Origin of the sequence: Bacillus sp. AFS073361, from assembly GCF_002567005.1 — a bacterium.
GTDB lineage: Bacteria > Bacillota > Bacilli > Bacillales > Cytobacillaceae > Neobacillus.
In genome coordinates this window covers 105,053-120,580 of record NZ_NUZU01000028.1, presented here as the reverse complement: position 1 = coordinate 120,580, position 15,528 = coordinate 105,053, and the positions used below count along the sequence as shown (strand labels likewise).

General features: G+C 39.3%; 14 protein-coding genes. 3 read left to right on the top strand and 11 right to left on the bottom strand.

Annotated features, from left to right (window positions below):
- Nucleotides 1-147: 147 nt before the first annotated feature.
- From COJ96_RS13385 to COJ96_RS13345, 9 genes are all read right to left on the bottom strand, one after another.
- Nucleotides 148-942 carry an IclR family transcriptional regulator gene (locus COJ96_RS13385; protein WP_257148511.1) on the bottom strand — a complete coding sequence of 265 codons (795 nt, stop codon included), beginning with the start codon at nucleotides 940-942 and terminating at the stop codon, nucleotides 148-150.
- Between the two features lie 72 nt (nucleotides 943-1,014).
- The gene (locus tag COJ96_RS13380; protein ID WP_098574021.1) at nucleotides 1,015-1,809 is read right to left on the bottom strand and encodes an alpha/beta fold hydrolase; all 795 of its coding nucleotides are present in this window, start codon (nucleotides 1,807-1,809) and stop codon (nucleotides 1,015-1,017) included.
- Between the two features lie 496 nt (nucleotides 1,810-2,305).
- A complete protein-coding gene (locus COJ96_RS13375; RefSeq protein WP_098574019.1) occupies nucleotides 2,306-3,382 on the bottom strand; it encodes a copper resistance D family protein in 1,077 nt (358 codons plus the stop codon).
- Between the two features lie 2 nt (nucleotides 3,383-3,384).
- A complete protein-coding gene (locus COJ96_RS13370) occupies nucleotides 3,385-3,930 on the bottom strand; it encodes a copper resistance CopC family protein (RefSeq protein WP_098574017.1) in 546 nt (181 codons plus the stop codon).
- A gap of 192 nt (nucleotides 3,931-4,122) precedes the next feature.
- A complete protein-coding gene (tatC, locus tag COJ96_RS13365) occupies nucleotides 4,123-4,872 on the bottom strand; it encodes a twin-arginine translocase subunit TatC (protein WP_098574015.1) in 750 nt (249 codons plus the stop codon).
- 108 nt (nucleotides 4,873-4,980) lie between these two features.
- Nucleotides 4,981-5,187: a twin-arginine translocase TatA/TatE family subunit gene (locus COJ96_RS13360; RefSeq protein ID WP_026564126.1), complete on the bottom strand. Its 207-nt coding sequence runs from the start codon at nucleotides 5,185-5,187 to the stop codon at nucleotides 4,981-4,983.
- A 71-nt stretch (nucleotides 5,188-5,258) separates the two neighbouring features.
- A complete protein-coding gene (locus COJ96_RS13355) occupies nucleotides 5,259-7,016 on the bottom strand; it encodes an alkaline phosphatase D family protein (protein ID WP_098574012.1) in 1,758 nt (585 codons plus the stop codon).
- A gap of 325 nt (nucleotides 7,017-7,341) precedes the next feature.
- On the bottom strand, nucleotides 7,342-9,477 hold the full coding sequence (locus COJ96_RS13350) for a heavy metal translocating P-type ATPase (RefSeq protein ID WP_098574009.1): 2,136 nt from the start codon (nucleotides 9,475-9,477) through the stop codon (nucleotides 7,342-7,344).
- Nucleotides 9,474-9,836 carry an ArsR/SmtB family transcription factor gene (locus tag COJ96_RS13345; protein ID WP_098574094.1) on the bottom strand — a complete coding sequence of 121 codons (363 nt, stop codon included), beginning with the start codon at nucleotides 9,834-9,836 and terminating at the stop codon, nucleotides 9,474-9,476. The genes COJ96_RS13350 and COJ96_RS13345 overlap by 4 nt, the downstream gene beginning before the upstream one ends.
- Before the next feature lie 185 nt (nucleotides 9,837-10,021).
- Between COJ96_RS13345 and COJ96_RS13340 the strand changes: the two genes are divergently transcribed.
- The 3 genes from COJ96_RS13340 to COJ96_RS13330 are packed head-to-tail and all read left to right on the top strand — an operon-like array spanning nucleotide 10,022 to nucleotide 12,406.
- Entirely contained in the window at nucleotides 10,022-11,038 is a 1,017-nt protein-coding gene (locus COJ96_RS13340) for a multicopper oxidase domain-containing protein (protein WP_098574007.1), read from the top strand.
- A 15-nt stretch (nucleotides 11,039-11,053) separates the two neighbouring features.
- Nucleotides 11,054-12,220, top strand: coding sequence for a ZIP family metal transporter (locus tag COJ96_RS13335; RefSeq protein ID WP_098574005.1), 1,167 nt, complete (start codon nucleotides 11,054-11,056; stop codon nucleotides 12,218-12,220).
- 15 nt (nucleotides 12,221-12,235) lie between these two features.
- Nucleotides 12,236-12,406: a twin-arginine translocase TatA/TatE family subunit gene (locus COJ96_RS13330; RefSeq protein ID WP_098574003.1), complete on the top strand. Its 171-nt coding sequence runs from the start codon at nucleotides 12,236-12,238 to the stop codon at nucleotides 12,404-12,406.
- Between the two features lie 227 nt (nucleotides 12,407-12,633).
- Here COJ96_RS13330 and COJ96_RS13325 read toward each other — a convergent pair whose 3' ends face one another.
- Both COJ96_RS13325 and COJ96_RS13320 read right to left on the bottom strand, forming a co-directional pair.
- Nucleotides 12,634-13,983 carry a UDP-glucose dehydrogenase family protein gene (locus COJ96_RS13325; protein ID WP_098574001.1) on the bottom strand — a complete coding sequence of 450 codons (1,350 nt, stop codon included), beginning with the start codon at nucleotides 13,981-13,983 and terminating at the stop codon, nucleotides 12,634-12,636.
- A 35-nt stretch (nucleotides 13,984-14,018) separates the two neighbouring features.
- Nucleotides 14,019-15,503 (bottom strand): hypothetical protein, encoded by a 1,485-nt coding sequence (locus tag COJ96_RS13320; RefSeq protein ID WP_098573999.1) that lies wholly within the window; start codon nucleotides 15,501-15,503, stop codon nucleotides 14,019-14,021.
- Nucleotides 15,504-15,528: the final 25 nt, after the last annotated feature.

The window sequence follows — 15,528 nt, the reverse complement described above, 5'->3', positions numbered from 1 at the left end:
TTTATATATAAAACAAGGTTTGCTACCTAAGTTTATTTTAAAGTTTTGAGAAAATTGTGTCAACCGTAATTATTCAATTTGTTTCATTTGATAAAATGCGTTTTGTATATAAAACAAATAAAAAGCTTGCGATGGTCCGCAAGCTCACTAATTTATTTTTGTATGATAGCCCATAAAGCCAGAAAGAATTTCAGAAGTTTCCAATACTTTAGGTACAGCTATTTTTTCAATAAAATCTTGGTTGAAAGTAGCCTCAGTTGCAACCACATTAAGGGCAGCCATTACTTTACCAGTTCTCTCAAAGATCGGTGCTGCCACGGACTGAATTCCATGGTGGAATTCTCCTTTAGTAATCGCATATCCCTTTTGCCTGATTGTTGCTAACTCCTCTTGAAAATCCATATAATCGGTTTGCGTTCGTTCCGTGTAAGGTTTTAAATTTGAGCCAAATAATATTTGATTTAGTTTTTCTTGAGGTTGATAAGCAAGCTGCACCTTTCCATTAGCGATCGCATGGGCGGGCAGTCTTAACCCAATATTCACATTGACTGCAGACACCCCTCGGACAGGTGCACTGCCGACATAAACGACTTCTTGTCCATCCAAAATAGATAAGTGACAAGATGCCCCTGTCTCATCCCTTAATTTTTCTAAATAAGGCTGCGCAATTTCCGGGAGTTTTAATGTACTTAAATAAGCAAAGCCTAATTCTAGCACTTTCGGAGTTAAACTGTAGCGTTTCGTGTGTTCATCCTGATCGAGATATCCAAGTGTTTGGAGTGTATACAATAATCGGAACGGAACAGTTCGACTCACATCAAGTTCTTTTGCAATTTCAACTAAGGATAATGTCGGACGCTCTTCACTAAATAACTTTAAAATTTCCAATCCCCTTACTAGCGAATTGGCATTATATCTGTCCTTTTCTTCTTTTGCCATCATCAATTCACCATCTCATTGTTAATTTACTTATACTACTATTTTATCAAAATTTAAGCAAAGAAAGATATTCACTTATTGGTATTTGGTTAGAAAGTCAAGAACAATTCCATTAAAACTAGCAGGGGCTTCTTGATAACACAAATGTCCGGTTCCAGGGATGGTCACAAATGTGGATTCCTTAATACCCTCATGAAATATCTGCGATTCACTAACAGGTGTTACTCGATCTAATTCTCCGCAAATTACCAGCGTAGGAACATGGATTGAAGAGAGGATCTCCATTTGGTTCAGGGAAAAAAGCGAATAGGCCACAGAGCGGAAGCCCATCGGTCTGATTTGCGAATAGATTCTTTCTGCTTCTTTCAGTATTCCTGGATCCGGCTGCGGAGATAAAAGTTCCTGCACACGCAGCTTGGCAAGTTCTTTTGGATCTAGAGTATTAATATTACGGAGACGGTTGTTTAATCTTCGTTCATTCTCTTCTTTACTCAGGGCTGCTGCCCCTCTGGTTGCATCTGAAATAATCAACGCATCTACCATTTCAGGAAAGCGGTAACAAAATTCGAGCGCAATCGCTGAGCCCATCGAATGTCCTAGGAGCGTGACGGATGGATAGTTTAATTTTTCAATAAATCCTTTTAACACATCCGCAAACTGACTAAATTCTTTCAATTCTACTACAGGATCTGAACTTTTCCCGTATCCAGGCGCATCCCAGGCAATCACCGTGAACTGCTTAGCTAAGCCCTGTAATTGTTTTTTCCAGGACTGCGAGTTGTTACCCATTCCATGTAAGATGATTAATGGAGGTCCCTCTCCCTCAATTTCATAATGAATCTGTAGATCTACTACTTGTAAAAATGGCATGCTTTCCCCTCCAAACGAAGTTTGTTTTATAAGTAAAACACTGTTTTATAATTATATATTAAAACAACTAAAAAATAAGTCAACTGAATTTTCTTGAAATTTAAGGTTAAGATCTGTTAGAACTGACTGGTGATTTCAATGTATATGGAAAATAAACGGAAAATTTCCGGCTAAATTGGGAAATACCTATATTTCCTTAAGAATAAGGGAAGTTTTTCCGGTTATATTATCCAAATCTTTGGATTTTGTCTTATAAAGAGAAGTTAAACGGAATGTCTCCGCTTATATCTGCTTCTTAAGCCCCCTCTTTATACAATAGCCGGAAATTCTCCGCCTATGATTTCTCATACCTACACGAAATCGTACGGAGACTGCGAAAATGGTTTGCTACATCGTAATTCGCAAAATGATGGAATAGCAATTAATAACAAAAATAGCAAGGGTATAAACCCTCGCTATTTCTAACGTATGTGTTGTTAGTGTTTACTAACTGTCCTTATATAGCAATAGACAGAATTAAACCAAAATACAATGCTGCGATAAAACCGACACCAAAGACAACTCCTAGAATAGGCTTTACCCTTTTAAAACTAATGATAATCAGGAACAAAAATAGGATAGAAACAATGATTAGTAGTCCCGTTTGAAGGGACGGTACTAAATTCAACTGTAAGGTGGAAAGAATATTCTTTCCCAATAACCATTCTACCCACTTTGATGCGCCTTCCGACTTCACCGTAAATTCAACCTCATGTGGCGGCGACAGCGTTCCCATCACCGCTGTAAAATAGAAAACGAACAATAAAATAATACTTTCTGCTTTTACCCACGGTTTCGGATTAAAGGCAGGGAGTTTTACTGTTTTCCTTGAAAGCACACCATTGATTAAGGCAAAAACCAATACGGGAACGATACTGATATGCTTTAATAGAAGCATTTGTCCATACGGCAAAACCCAAGTTCGAACATAATCTCTAGGTTCAACTACAAATAGCATTAGATAAATCCCGCTAAAAAGTATGATGAGGATACAGAAAATGGCAAAAGGCGTAAACCACCGTAAAAATTTAGACCAATTTGACCACTCTGTCGAGAACCAAGCAACTTGAATAAGGATCCCTGTCCATAATGTAATGATTAGAAAATGAGTGCTATGTGACAGCAATCCTGGCCAAAATGACAGTGAAGCAGAATGACTGGAATATCCAACAGCTACTATCATCAGGAACAGCAAAATGGATTGCACATATTTGGAGCCCTTTAGCAAAATGGCTAGATATAAGAAGGTCGCCATAAACCCAATAAAAATCCATGCTTTTCCTACTTGGAAGTCCAACAACACAGATTTAATGGCTAAAGGAAGACCCACTCCACCTTGAAAATAGGAAACCGTCTGAACAACAGGTCCTAATGAGAAAATAATAATTCCAAGTGTGGAAAGCAGTAAAACAGGTATTGGAATATTGATTTTTGGTTTATTGGATTCAGGTACAAACCGCAAAGCCACATGTCCAACAAGAATCGAATACAACAAATAATTACCGAATTCTGCGATAGGAATTAACAGTCCCATTACTAACGCTTCCTTCTAAATAAAAGGAATACTCCAATGATTAAAATGAGGACGACCACACTAATAATAATATTCTTCGTATTTGATGTAGAATCCGCCGAATCATTTTTTGTTTTTTCCTGGTTAGAATTCTCTTTTTTAGGTTCTTCCTTTTTTGGAGTAACGGGCTGTTTTGTTTCAGCCTTTGGTTCTTCCTTCACTACCTTTTGCACCGTAAAGGGGATTTCACCAGATATAGGGTGACCATCTTCACCAGCAATACTCCACTGAATGGAATAGGTACCATTTTCTAAGGCTGTTGATACAGTACCGATTAGTTGATTGTCGTTTGGGGTAACACTTACTAAAGGTATTTTCTCACCATCTTTTACTAATGTCATGGTGCTTAAGGATTCAATCTTTCCTTCATAGGTAAGCACGATTTCTTTAAGGTCCTCTTTAACAACTTGTCCCGAAGTTGGATTGGATGTGGTTAATTCCGTATGGGCGCTTGCAATCGAAGGAAGCGTGACCAACATGACAACTAGTAAAAAAAGTAATCTTTTCATTTTGTATATCCTTTCTTGGTAGCCAATATTTTTCTACACATTCCATTCATTATAACATCATCATTTTGAATCAAAACCCACAGATTTTCAATTTCTTTGGACTCATAAATAAAAGGATGAAACCATTTCGGTATCATCCTTAAGTATTTTTCCAATTTATATTAATTCTTTTCACTGATGATCTGTGGTGAATCAACCGCTTTCCGGTAGACCATCGTTCTGTAGGACCGCTTCAAGCAGCAATTTTTTCCTGTAAACAATCTTAGACAAGGATACGCTCACTTCGTATAGTAGAAGCAATGGAATCATCACAAGAAAATCTGAAAGAAAATCAGGCGGAGTAATCAAAATGGATACAACAATTAGACTAAAATAGGAAAGTTTCCTTGCCTTGGCTAGCCTAATTGGATTGAGAATACCTAATCTTGTTAAAAACATCACCACGAGCGGCATTTCAAACAGAAAGCCAAATGGCAGTGTTAGGTTGATCATGAACCGAAAATATTTTTCAGCTGTGAACATCGTTTCAAATTGTCCTGCAGAAAGATTCGTTAAAAATCGAAGCACAATCGGAAACAGCACGAAATAACCGAATGAAATTCCTCCAATAAACAACAGGAATAACCCAGGGATGAACCTTAAGGTCACCTTACTTTCTTCACGATTCAACGCCGGTGCCACAAAACGCCACGTCTGGTAGGCAGCGACTGGAATAGTTGCAGCGACTGCAAATACTGCCGCGATCATCATGTAGACCCAGAGGATATCACTCGGACCAAGGATAGCCAGTTTTCCATCCAGCTCCTTTACAAGCCACTTATAAATGTCCTGGACAAAAATAAAATTGGCAATCAGAAAAGTAACAAAAGCCAGTACCGTCATAATCAATCGCCGGCGAAACTCCTCTAAATGATCTGTCAGACGCATCTCTTTGGAGCCCATACTAGAAACCTCCTTTTTATTTTTACGCGGTTAAGTGAAAGTTGCTCCAACATTCATCCGCACACATAGAAAGAGAGCTGACGGGCAGTCCGCCTGCTCTCTTTTCTATTAGTTTTCCTTTCTCACAGCAGAAAGTGCAGGTTTTTTCTCTTCCTCTTTGTGATCATCAGATACTAATTCCTTTGCAGCTCCTTTAAATTCGGTTAAGGTACGGCCAAATGCCCGACCGATTTCCGGCAGCTTTGATGGCCCGAATATAATTAGAGCAATGACGAGTACTAAAATTAACCCAGGAATACCAATATTGGAAAGCATGTAAGTTCATCTCCTCTAAGTGTCAGTAGGGGTGAATCGATAATGTTCTTTAACCAAGCCTTTCCACTAAATTAATTAGTAACGGCTCCGCGTTTGCGCTTTTTCTCCATTTGCTTTTCGTGCGCTCGTGCGTGGGCACGGTGACGGTCTTCTTCGACTTCTTCAGACATTTTGACACCCATAGGCACCGTAGTAGCGGCTATTTCCTTGATCCCTGTCTGATCTTTCTTATAAACAACAAATGACGCCCTTGTGGAAATATCAGCTCCCGGCTCTGTTACGAACGGAACAACACGGTAATCTGCACGCCATTGCTCTGGAGTGACCTGGCATCGAACGTAACCGCGGTAATTGTTAAAGAATTTAATGTGCGGGTTGTCCGCTAAATATTTGGCTGTGTCTGCACGCCAATCCGATCCATTTCCTCCTGTTGTAATCGATGTCCCTACAAACTCTGCCCCAATAATCGGAGCGTCTGGATTGTTGTAATCAGTCGTCAGGTTAGAAGCCCAGCTTGCATGGACATCGCCAGTAATAACAATAATGTTGTTAAGGTTCTTGCCAGCAACGAAATCTGTGACACGTTGGCGTTGTGCCGGATAGCCGTCCCATGAATCCATGCTGAATTTTGGTGCTGTGCTGGTTCCGGATTTGCGCTGTGCAAAGAAAATCTGCTGGGCTAGGACGTTCCACTGAGATTTAGAATTTCCTAGATTGTTAAACAACCATTGTTCTTGCTCAGCACCGAGAAGGGTACGCTTAGGATCCAAGGATTCCGGTGTATGGGCTTTCGTACCATCACCATTCGCCTGGTCATCCCGGTACTGGCGTGTATCAAGAACATAGAAGTTCGCTAAATCACCATAAGCGAAATCCCGGTATAATTGCATCCCGCCATCGTGAGGCAATGACGTCCTGCGGAGCGGCATGTGCTCGTAATATGCCTGGTAAGCAGCGGCACGGCGCTTGATAAACTCTTCAACAGACTGGTCCTTTTCTGGAATGACATTTGCGTAATTGTTTTCCACTTCATGGTCATCCCATGTGACCACCCACGGGAATGCAGCATGTGCAGCCCTCAGGTGTTCATCTGAACGATATTGGGCATGACGCGTACGGTAATCTTCAAGCGTGATAATTTCATCGCCTTTGTGGGCACGGACATTGCCCGTTGCAGAAAGATACTCATTCGTACCGTATTCATATATGTAATCGCCGACGTGGAACACAAGATCAAGATCCTCTTTCGCCATATGCTTGTACGCCGTATAATATCCGTGTTCATATTGCTGACAGGAAGCGAATGCGAACGTCATGCTTGCTATGCTGTCACCTGCTGCCGGAAGGGTTTTTGTTTTTCCAACAGGGCTTAGTTCATTTCCGGTCTTAAATCGGTAAAAATATACCGTGTTCGCCTTCAGTCCGCTCACTTCTACATGGACAGAATGCGCGAGGCTAGGCGAGGCATGTTCTGTCCCTCGTTTGATTACGTTGCGGAAGTTTTCATCTGTTGCAAGTTCCCAATTGACTGGAACGATATGGGATGGCATCCCTCCGCCATTCAATGGATCCGGAGCCAACCTTGTCCATAAAACTACACTATCAGATAATGGATCTCCAGAAGCAACACCAAGTGTAAAAGGATATTCGCTGAAATTTGGAGCCGCATCAACTTTAAATCCTCCCATTGACTGAGCAATGGCCAACCCTAGGGACAGTCCTGCAATTTTGCCTGCGCCATAAAGAAAACTGCGGCGATCTACATTCTTTTTCAAATTTTGTTCGGTAAAATTCCTAATTAATTCGTCCAAAGTTCTCTCATTTGTCATGATTTCTTCCCCCTTAGATTATAGGATTTCTTAAACACGACTTTGATTATAAATGGTGTTTATTAATAGATTATGAAGATTGTAAATAGATAAATAATAAGGCGGTCGATAGGGGTTGAATCTATAACAGGAATTTAGAACTAAAAGGTGATAAAAATTGAAATGAGTAGTCTATATTTTTTCCAATCAACGGTAAATTTTATCGATTTTACGTAGTCATTTTGTCTTGTTTTATTTAATATCCTCTTAATAAAAAACTTACAAACTATGAGGGACCAAGATTAAAATCAAAAAATGGCTTCCCAAACTGTTGGGAAGCCATAGCTTATTTGTCTTTTACCCGGAGAAGCCGCAAACCATTAAGTGTCACGATAAGTGTCGCTCCCATATCGGCAAATATTGCAATCCATAGGGTTAACCAGCCGGGGATCACTAATAATAGGGCGAAGAGTTTAATTCCTAATGAAAAAGTAATATTTTGTTTGATGATAAATAAGGCTTTTCTGCTTAGTTTTAACGTAAATGGCAGTTTTCCTAAATCATCAGCCATTAAAGCAATATCGGCTGTTTCGAGAGCTGTGTCTGTTCCAGCTCCTCCCATGGCAATACCGACAGTCGATGCTGCAAGAGCTGGGGCATCATTCACACCGTCCCCAACCATGGCCACACGGTCGTATTTATTTCTTAATTTTTTAATAAAGGCAAGTTTATCTTGAGGTAAAAGGTCAGACTGAATATCAGAAACTCCCACCTGTTGGCCAATTGCATTGGCCGTCCCTTTATTATCGCCCGTTAACATAATCGTTTTTTGAATACCTAGTGAGTGAAGTTTCTGGATAACTGATCGGCTGTTTCCTCTCACTTCATCTGCAACTGCTAGTAGGGCTAATATTTCTGAATAAGTCCCGGCCACCATAACTGTTTTTCCTTTATTTTGGAGTTCAGTTATCGTCTCCTTAAGATTCGCTGGTATTCCAGTGGTTAAGAGTTCATCGAATAAATTAGGGCTTCCCACATAATATATTTGATCCTTAACTCTACCTTTAATGCCTTTACCTGTAATGGAAGAGAAGTCTTCAATAGCAAGGTCTTGATAAGGCAATTGTTCTTGTTCAGCCTTTTTCATGATTGCTGAAGCTAAAGGATGTTGTGAACCATTTTCTAATGCAGCAATAATGGAAAGAAGTTCATTCGGATTTGTATTCGCTTGAGGAAGATAATCCGTTACAACAGGAATTCCTTCTGTTAAAGTCCCTGTCTTATCAAAGGCAATGGCTTTAATGGCTCCCATTTCCTCTAAGTGAATTCCCCCTTTAATCAAGACCCCATTTCTGGCCGCATTCCCAATAGCGGTTACAATCGAAACTGGTGTGGAAATAACGAGTGCGCAAGGACAACCTACCACTAATACGGCCAGCCCCTGGTAGATCCATTTGCTCCAATCCCCATCAAAGAATAAAGGCGGCAGTACGGCTACTAATAGCGAAATCAATATGATGACAGGAGTATAATATTTCGCAAACCGATCAACAAATGCTTGTGACGGGGCCTTTTCCGCTTGGGCCTCCTCCACCAAATGAATGATTTTTGCAATCGTAGTATCGTCCACATGTTTGGTAACTTTGACCTCAAGAAGTCCCTCTTCATTAAGAGTTCCAGCAAATACTTCATCATCCACAGTTTTGGAAACTGGAACAGATTCCCCAGTAATCGCTGCCTGATTCACAGACGATAATCCTTTTACCACCCTTCCATCCATCGCGATTTTCTGTCCAGGCTTTACGATTAAGATATCTCCAATTCGAATATCGTCCACGTCTACTGTAAACTCTTTATCGCCCCTGCGAATGAAGGCCTCTTTCGGAGCTATATCCATTAAGGAACGAATGGATTGTCTTGCTTTATCCATCGAGTAAGACTCTAGAACCTCACTGATGGCGAACAAGATGACAACCGTTGCCCCTTCTCCCCATTCACCGATAATCGCTGCTCCGATAACAGCTATGGTCATTAAAGTTCTCATATCAAATTCAAGTCGAAATAAGTTTTTCAATCCCGTGGTGAAAAGGCGATGACCACCCACTAAGATAGAAGCTCCATAAGCTAAAATCGAAGAGATGCTCTCTTCCCCATTTATTTGAGCTGATACCCATCCAATCAGCAAGAATACAAATGAGGCGATAACCGTTGAGTATTGTTTCAGGAACGGTTCTTTTTTCACATCAAATCGTTCTTTCTCAGGGATGACTTTTATATTCTCAAACGCCCCTGCTTTTTCTAATTCCTCTATGGTCGTTTCCCCATAAACGGTAAGTTTAGAAGCTCCAAAATTTATACTTGCATTAGCAACACCATCCAGGTGCTGTACGTTCTTTTCGAACTTTGCCGCACAGCCTGCTCAGGTGAATCCTTGCACACGGTACACGGTTTTTTCATTGGATTTTTCCAAAGCGGCACTCATGATTTCATCTCCTTTTGATGCTCAAATGCAATTTGAATCAATTGTTTTACATGATCATCATCCAAAGAATAGAAAACTAATTTTCCCTCTTTTCGATATTTCGCTAATCCTAAATTACGAAGAAGCCGTAAATGATGGGAGGCCGTAGCGGTGGTACTACCTACGATATTGGCTACATCACATACACATAATTCCTCTTCTTCGCTTAAAGCCAAGGCAATTTTAATCCTAGTATCATCGGACAAAGCTTTAAATATTTGTGAAACGGCCATTGTATTTTGTTGGGATACCGATTCTTTTACCCTTTTTACCTTTTCTCCATCCACGCAAGTTATTTCACATACATCATCGTGCTTCAAAAGTTCCATACCCCCATATTCAAACGCCTATTTGATTATCAGTATATGTAATTACGTATAAATGGTCAAATAATTATTTGAATGTTTTTTGAATTATGTATTGACAAGAAGAATGTCCGCATCTTAAAGTATTGACAAGGACAATAAAGTTGCTTGAAGGAAACTTTTTAGGAGGGGGTAAAAACATGTCGAAAAATAATATTTCTCGAAGAGATATTTTAAAAATGGGAACGACCGGAGCATTAGGGATAGCAGGAAGTATTTATTTAAATAAATTTGCACCTTTTTCTAAAGTAGTTCATGCTGAGGACCATGCATCAACAAGTCACCATAATCATTCTGCAAATCACTCAAACATGTATGATTCTACGAAAACAGAAGGGTATAAAATGGCTAAACGTCTTTTAACCGAGTTTGATTATGGAAAAACTACCAAACAATTAGACGGTCGTACTTTGCGTGAATATCAAATAGTTGCCGTTGATAAAGAAATAGAAATCGCAAAGGGGATTAAGTTCCCTGGCTGGACCTATAATGGAACGATTCCTGGCCCAACATTTCGATGTACCGAAGGAGATCTTTTACGATTTCATTTTATAAACGGTGGGAGTCATCCTCACTCGATTCATTTTCATGGTATTCACCCGCCAGAAATGGATGGATTGGACGCTATCGCTCCAGGTGAATCATTTACGTATGAATTTGAAGCAAAACCATACGGCCTACAACTATATCATTGCCATGTTTTACCTTTGCGCCGGCATATTCATAAAGGCCTATATGGAAATTTTATTATTGATCCCAAAACACCAAGAGAACCAGCACTAGAATTAAATATGGTCATGAATGCCTTTGATTTAGATTTAGATGGGGCAAATGAATTTTATACGGTGAATGGGTATGCGTTTGCCTTTATGAATCATCCGATAAAGATAAAAAAGGATCAACTTGTCCGAATCTATTTAAGTAATTTAACCGAGTTTGACTTACTAAACTCTTTCCATTTACATGCAAACTTTTTTACGTATATACCAACAGGTAGAAATGACAACCCAAGTCAATTTACCGATACCATTATGCAGTGCCAAGGAGAACGTGGAATTATTGAAGTTCGTTTCCCATACAAGGGAAAATATATGTTTCATGCTCATGTCAGCGAATTTGCGGAACTAGGCTGGATGGGATTCTTTGAGGTTGAATAGGAAGGAGTGAAAACCATGAAATCAAAATGGGTGATTACTGGTCTTATCCCGCTGGTTCTTTTAATACTTGTATTGGGATGGGTATTTAAGAATGGGGCCGGAGTAGAACGAGATCCTGCCGCTCCCATCGAAGTGCTTAATGTGGAACAAATAAAAATTGTACCATCAGGTTTTGAGTTAGATGTAAGTAATACAGGCCCAGAAACACTGACGATTTCTCAAGTGATTGTTGATGATTCTGTATGGAATTTTTCGATGACTCCTAGTTCAAAGCTCAAAAGGTTTCAAGATGGAAAGGTAACCATAAATTATCCGTGGGTTGAAGGCGACCCCCATACCATTCTATTAATATCAGAGAATGGGATCATAACGGAAGCTGTGATTGATGCGGCCACATTAACTCCCGAATTTTCATGGGATAATGTGTTGAACTACGGATTTATTGGCTTCTATGTCGGAATTGTACCGATTACTCTAGGTTTATTGTGGTATCCATTTATGAAGCGTTTGAAAAAAAGCTGGATTAATGCCATTCTTGCCCTCACTGTAGGACTTCTATTATTCTTATTTTTTGGCACGTTATTTGATGGATTTGAAATAGGTGCTGAAGCACCATCTGTATTCCAGGGCAACATGGTTGTGATCATTTGTACCGTTCTTTCGTTTCTTTTACTGGTTGGATTTGATCAATATCAACATCAAAGACAAAAACGAACGGGTTATTCACCGCTGGGGATTTCATTATTGATGGCAACAGGTATTGGTCTTCATAATTTTGGAGAAGGGTTGGCTATTGGTTCGTCTTTTGCCCTCGGAGAAGCCGCACTAGGTACTTTTTTGGTCATCGGTTTTACCTTGCATAATATTACTGAGGGGATAGGGATTGCTGCTCCATTATTAAAAAGCAAACCAAAATTTAGTTCTTTTGTTTTATTAGGAACGATTGCTGGTGCTCCCGCCATTTTGGGAACATGGTTTGGAGGTTTTATCTTTTCACCAATTTGGGGTGCCATATTTTTAGGAATTGGTGCGGGTGCCATTTTACAGGTAATATTTGTTATATCCAAAATGCTAATCGAAGAACAAAAAAAGAATAATGAAGCAGTTGTATCATGGATGAATTTTACTGGATTTACACTTGGACTATTAATCATGTATTTTACGGCTTTTTTCGTAAAATAATTAGGAGGAGTCAAGGTGGCAAACATAGGAATCGGTGGTGCCTTATTGATATTTGTGATTGCTTTAATTGTTTTTGGGCCGAAAAAACTGCCTGAGCTAGGTCGTGCCTTGGGATCTACACTTAGAGAATTTAAACAGTCAACCAAAGGAATAATGGATGATGATCATGATAAGGAAAATAAATAAAATAAAACGAGGTGGTTCATCGATAAGACGATGTACCACCTTTTTTGATGTATTCCTTATTCATTTGTATTTTCAGACATGGTTCTACTATTAACTTCCTTTTAGGTTTCCACTACAAATCGTAGTGTAAAAGAGTAACCAATTCTCCCTTTTACACGAGTAAAACTATCAAACACCCCTCATTGTAGTGTAATACCCTTAATTTTTCAATTCGAGCCTTATTTCTTTTAAAGCCCGAAACCGAATGTTTTAATTAAGTTTTCTTTTCCCACCACACATGGTCTGCCAATTGAATGGTATTCAACAGGGACACCTTTCATGGCATCTAGCTGAAAGCAATTTCTTCCATCAAAAATAACTGGCTCTGTCATCCATTCAGAAAACATATTTATAGGAATATTTTTAATCTCTTCCCATTCCGTTCCAATGAACGCAAGGTCCGCATTCATCAAGGTTTGCTCCAATGTATCAGAATATGAAATGATCTCTCCCAATTCTCTTTTGGCATTTCTTATTGCAACAGGATCATAGGCAGTGACGATTGCTCCCTCTATTACTAACCTTTTTGCCAACTTAATAGAAACAGACTCACGGACATCATCAGTATTAGGCTTAAAGGATAACCCTAACAGTGCGGCCTTTTTTCCCTTTAAGCTTTTAAACCGAGCTAAGGCTTTGTCGATTAGCCTTAATTCTTGCCTGTTATTAATTTCCAGAACCTCATCTAGCAGTCTGATTGGTTCTCCCACTTCATTTGCTAAATGAGTAAGTTCCTTCGTATCTTTAGGCAGACAAGAGCCTCCAAAACCAACTCCAGCATTTAGAAACGAGGTTCCAATTCTTGCATCCATCCCCATCCCCAGGGTGACTTCTTCTATATTTCCACCTATTTGTTCACAAATACTAGAAAGAGCATTTACATAGCTAATTTTTAAGGCTAAAAATGAATTGGAGGCAATTTTAATCAGTTCTGCACTTTTTGTATCTGTTTTAATAATTGGAATGTGCAGTGGTTTATATAACTCTTCTAATGTATGGAGCGCTTCCTTACTGTCCGATCCGATGATGATACGGTCGCCATGGAAAGTATCATAAACGGCAGCACCCTGCCTAAGGAATTCTGGGTTGGCTGCTAAATGAAAATAAAGGGGTGAACGCAATTCAGACTGAATCCATTCTTTAATTTTCTCATTTGTTCCTAAAGGTACCGTGCTTTTCGTTACAATTAGGATATTATTTCTAGTGATTGTTCTGCCAATCTCTTTTGAAATCTGTTCAATATATTGTAAATCAAGCGAACCATTTGGATCATTTGGCGTTCCAACTGTGATCATGATGATATCTGCATCCTGATAACCGATAGTCGGGCTGGTTGTAAAGATAAGTCTTCCTGCCTCGAGATTGTTTTTCATTAACTCTTCTAATCCCGGTTCATAGAAGGTTGCTTCGCCTTTAAGAAGAGTATTTATTTTTTGAGGGTCACGATCCACGCAAATGACATCATGGCCGATCTCCGCTAAACACACCCCTGTGACAAGTCCAACATACCCTGTACCAGCAATGGCTATTTTTTTCAAAGCATTTTTCCCTTCCTTTATGAATATCTTAATTCTTAATGAACTGCTTCATTTCCAATCCATTTATATAAAGTAATATCATGATAAACCGGATCAAAAAGTTCATTTGATTGAAAGCTTGCTACTTTTATTATTTTGCCATCCAATGAATGGCCTTGTGTGAGGAATCCTTCTACTACTTTATCCGTTAGAAGGATCGTTCTTCCTCTGAAATATTTTGAATCGGACGTGAAAAAATCAAACGTTTCGAGTCTTTTATGCGGATATGGTGCATTTAAATACTGGAGTACCCTTGTTTCTTCCCATGTATATAGAATCACAGGTTGATCCATTTTCGATATATATTCATTCATCTTATAGACAGCTGGACTTTCTGTTCCTTCTGCCTTTAATAATATAACATCTTTCCAAACTTGATGTCCTAAGAGGATGAACGCTAGTCCTAGTATTAGATAGGATACCCTTTTTGAAAAAAGATGGATACAAATAATGAAGACCAACAGAATGATTAATGGAAGCACGTGCCGAGCCTTTTCAATGTTTTGCCCGAGCAATCCCCAAACAAAATAGCAGGAAAACATGAGGTAAAGTAGCTGTATAAAGGGGTGATTAGGCTTTGGTTCCTGCTTTTTATAGCGGTGAAATAGGGAAGCCGCCAGAAAAAAGATGAAAATAACTGCGGTGATCATTGATTTGCCAGCAATGCCTGTCCAGACAATATTCCCCCATGAGAATTTCGTCAGCCTCTCCAAAAAGCTTATTTTGGATGTTTCTATTGCACCGCCCCAATCATTAAAATGCCCCGATGTAAAGGCTAAGGATAGCTTGATAAAACCAATCAAACTACCTTCTGAAACAATAAGAGCAACGATCCAGCAGGCTTGAAAGGCGATGCCAAACAGACAGTAATAAATTAAATCTACGCTGGTAATCGTTTTATTTTTAAATTTAAGGTAAAAAAGAAAAAGAATGCCGATGGAAAATGGCAGATAAGAAAGGCGAATTCCCAGCATAAGGCTTAACATGGCTAAGGGGATCAAAATAAATGTTGAATTTGTCCTCTTAATAGCAAAAAGCAAACTCCACAAATACCACCAAAAGGCAGCAAGTGCCGCTCCTTCAGACATGGGTTGATTAACCATGATGATGCAAAAACTGCTAGAATAAATGATCGCAGCCGATAGCCAAGAATAGCCCTCGCTTAAAAAGCTCCTGCATAATTTATATATCGGAAACACAGTACTGGCATAAAAAAGAATGTTAAACAAAGTCAGTGCCTTTGATGGATCATTCACAAATAGATGAATGAATTTGCCTCCTAAAATAAATAAAGGATAGCCAGGGAAATGCGGCTGCATAGCCATTAAATCAAAGCGTGTTACAGCAAGAGAAAAATCAACCTGGTCCCACGAGGAAGCATAAGGATTTACATAAAGAAGCTGTGATAGAAAAACAATCATTATTGCTGTAATACTTAAGCCCATTAATAGACTTTTTTTTAACGGATTAGATATTTTCATTCCTTCACACGCCTTTTCAGAGAAA

What these genes read in the sequence shown, in the direction of transcription:
- COJ96_RS13385 (WP_257148511.1), bottom strand. Translation starts at nt 942, where the DNA reads ATGATGGCAAAAGAAGAAAAGGACAGATATAATGCCAATTCGCTAGTA.
- COJ96_RS13340 (WP_098574007.1), top strand. Translation starts at nt 10,022, where the DNA reads ATGTCGAAAAATAATATTTCTCGAAGAGATATTTTAAAAATGGGAACG.
- COJ96_RS13335 (WP_098574005.1), top strand. Translation starts at nt 11,054, where the DNA reads ATGAAATCAAAATGGGTGATTACTGGTCTTATCCCGCTGGTTCTTTTA.
- COJ96_RS13375 (WP_098574019.1), bottom strand. Translation starts at nt 3,382, where the DNA reads ATGGGACTGTTAATTCCTATCGCAGAATTCGGTAATTATTTGTTGTAT.
- COJ96_RS13370 (WP_098574017.1), bottom strand. Translation starts at nt 3,930, where the DNA reads ATGAAAAGATTACTTTTTTTACTAGTTGTCATGTTGGTCACGCTTCCT.
- tatC (WP_098574015.1), bottom strand. Translation starts at nt 4,872, where the DNA reads ATGGGCTCCAAAGAGATGCGTCTGACAGATCATTTAGAGGAGTTTCGC.
- COJ96_RS13320 (WP_098573999.1), bottom strand. Translation starts at nt 15,503, where the DNA reads ATGAAAATATCTAATCCGTTAAAAAAAAGTCTATTAATGGGCTTAAGT.
- COJ96_RS13355 (WP_098574012.1), bottom strand. Translation starts at nt 7,016, where the DNA reads ATGACAAATGAGAGAACTTTGGACGAATTAATTAGGAATTTTACCGAA.
- COJ96_RS13360 (WP_026564126.1), bottom strand. Translation starts at nt 5,187, where the DNA reads ATGCTTTCCAATATTGGTATTCCTGGGTTAATTTTAGTACTCGTCATT.
- COJ96_RS13380 (WP_098574021.1), bottom strand. Translation starts at nt 1,809, where the DNA reads ATGCCATTTTTACAAGTAGTAGATCTACAGATTCATTATGAAATTGAG.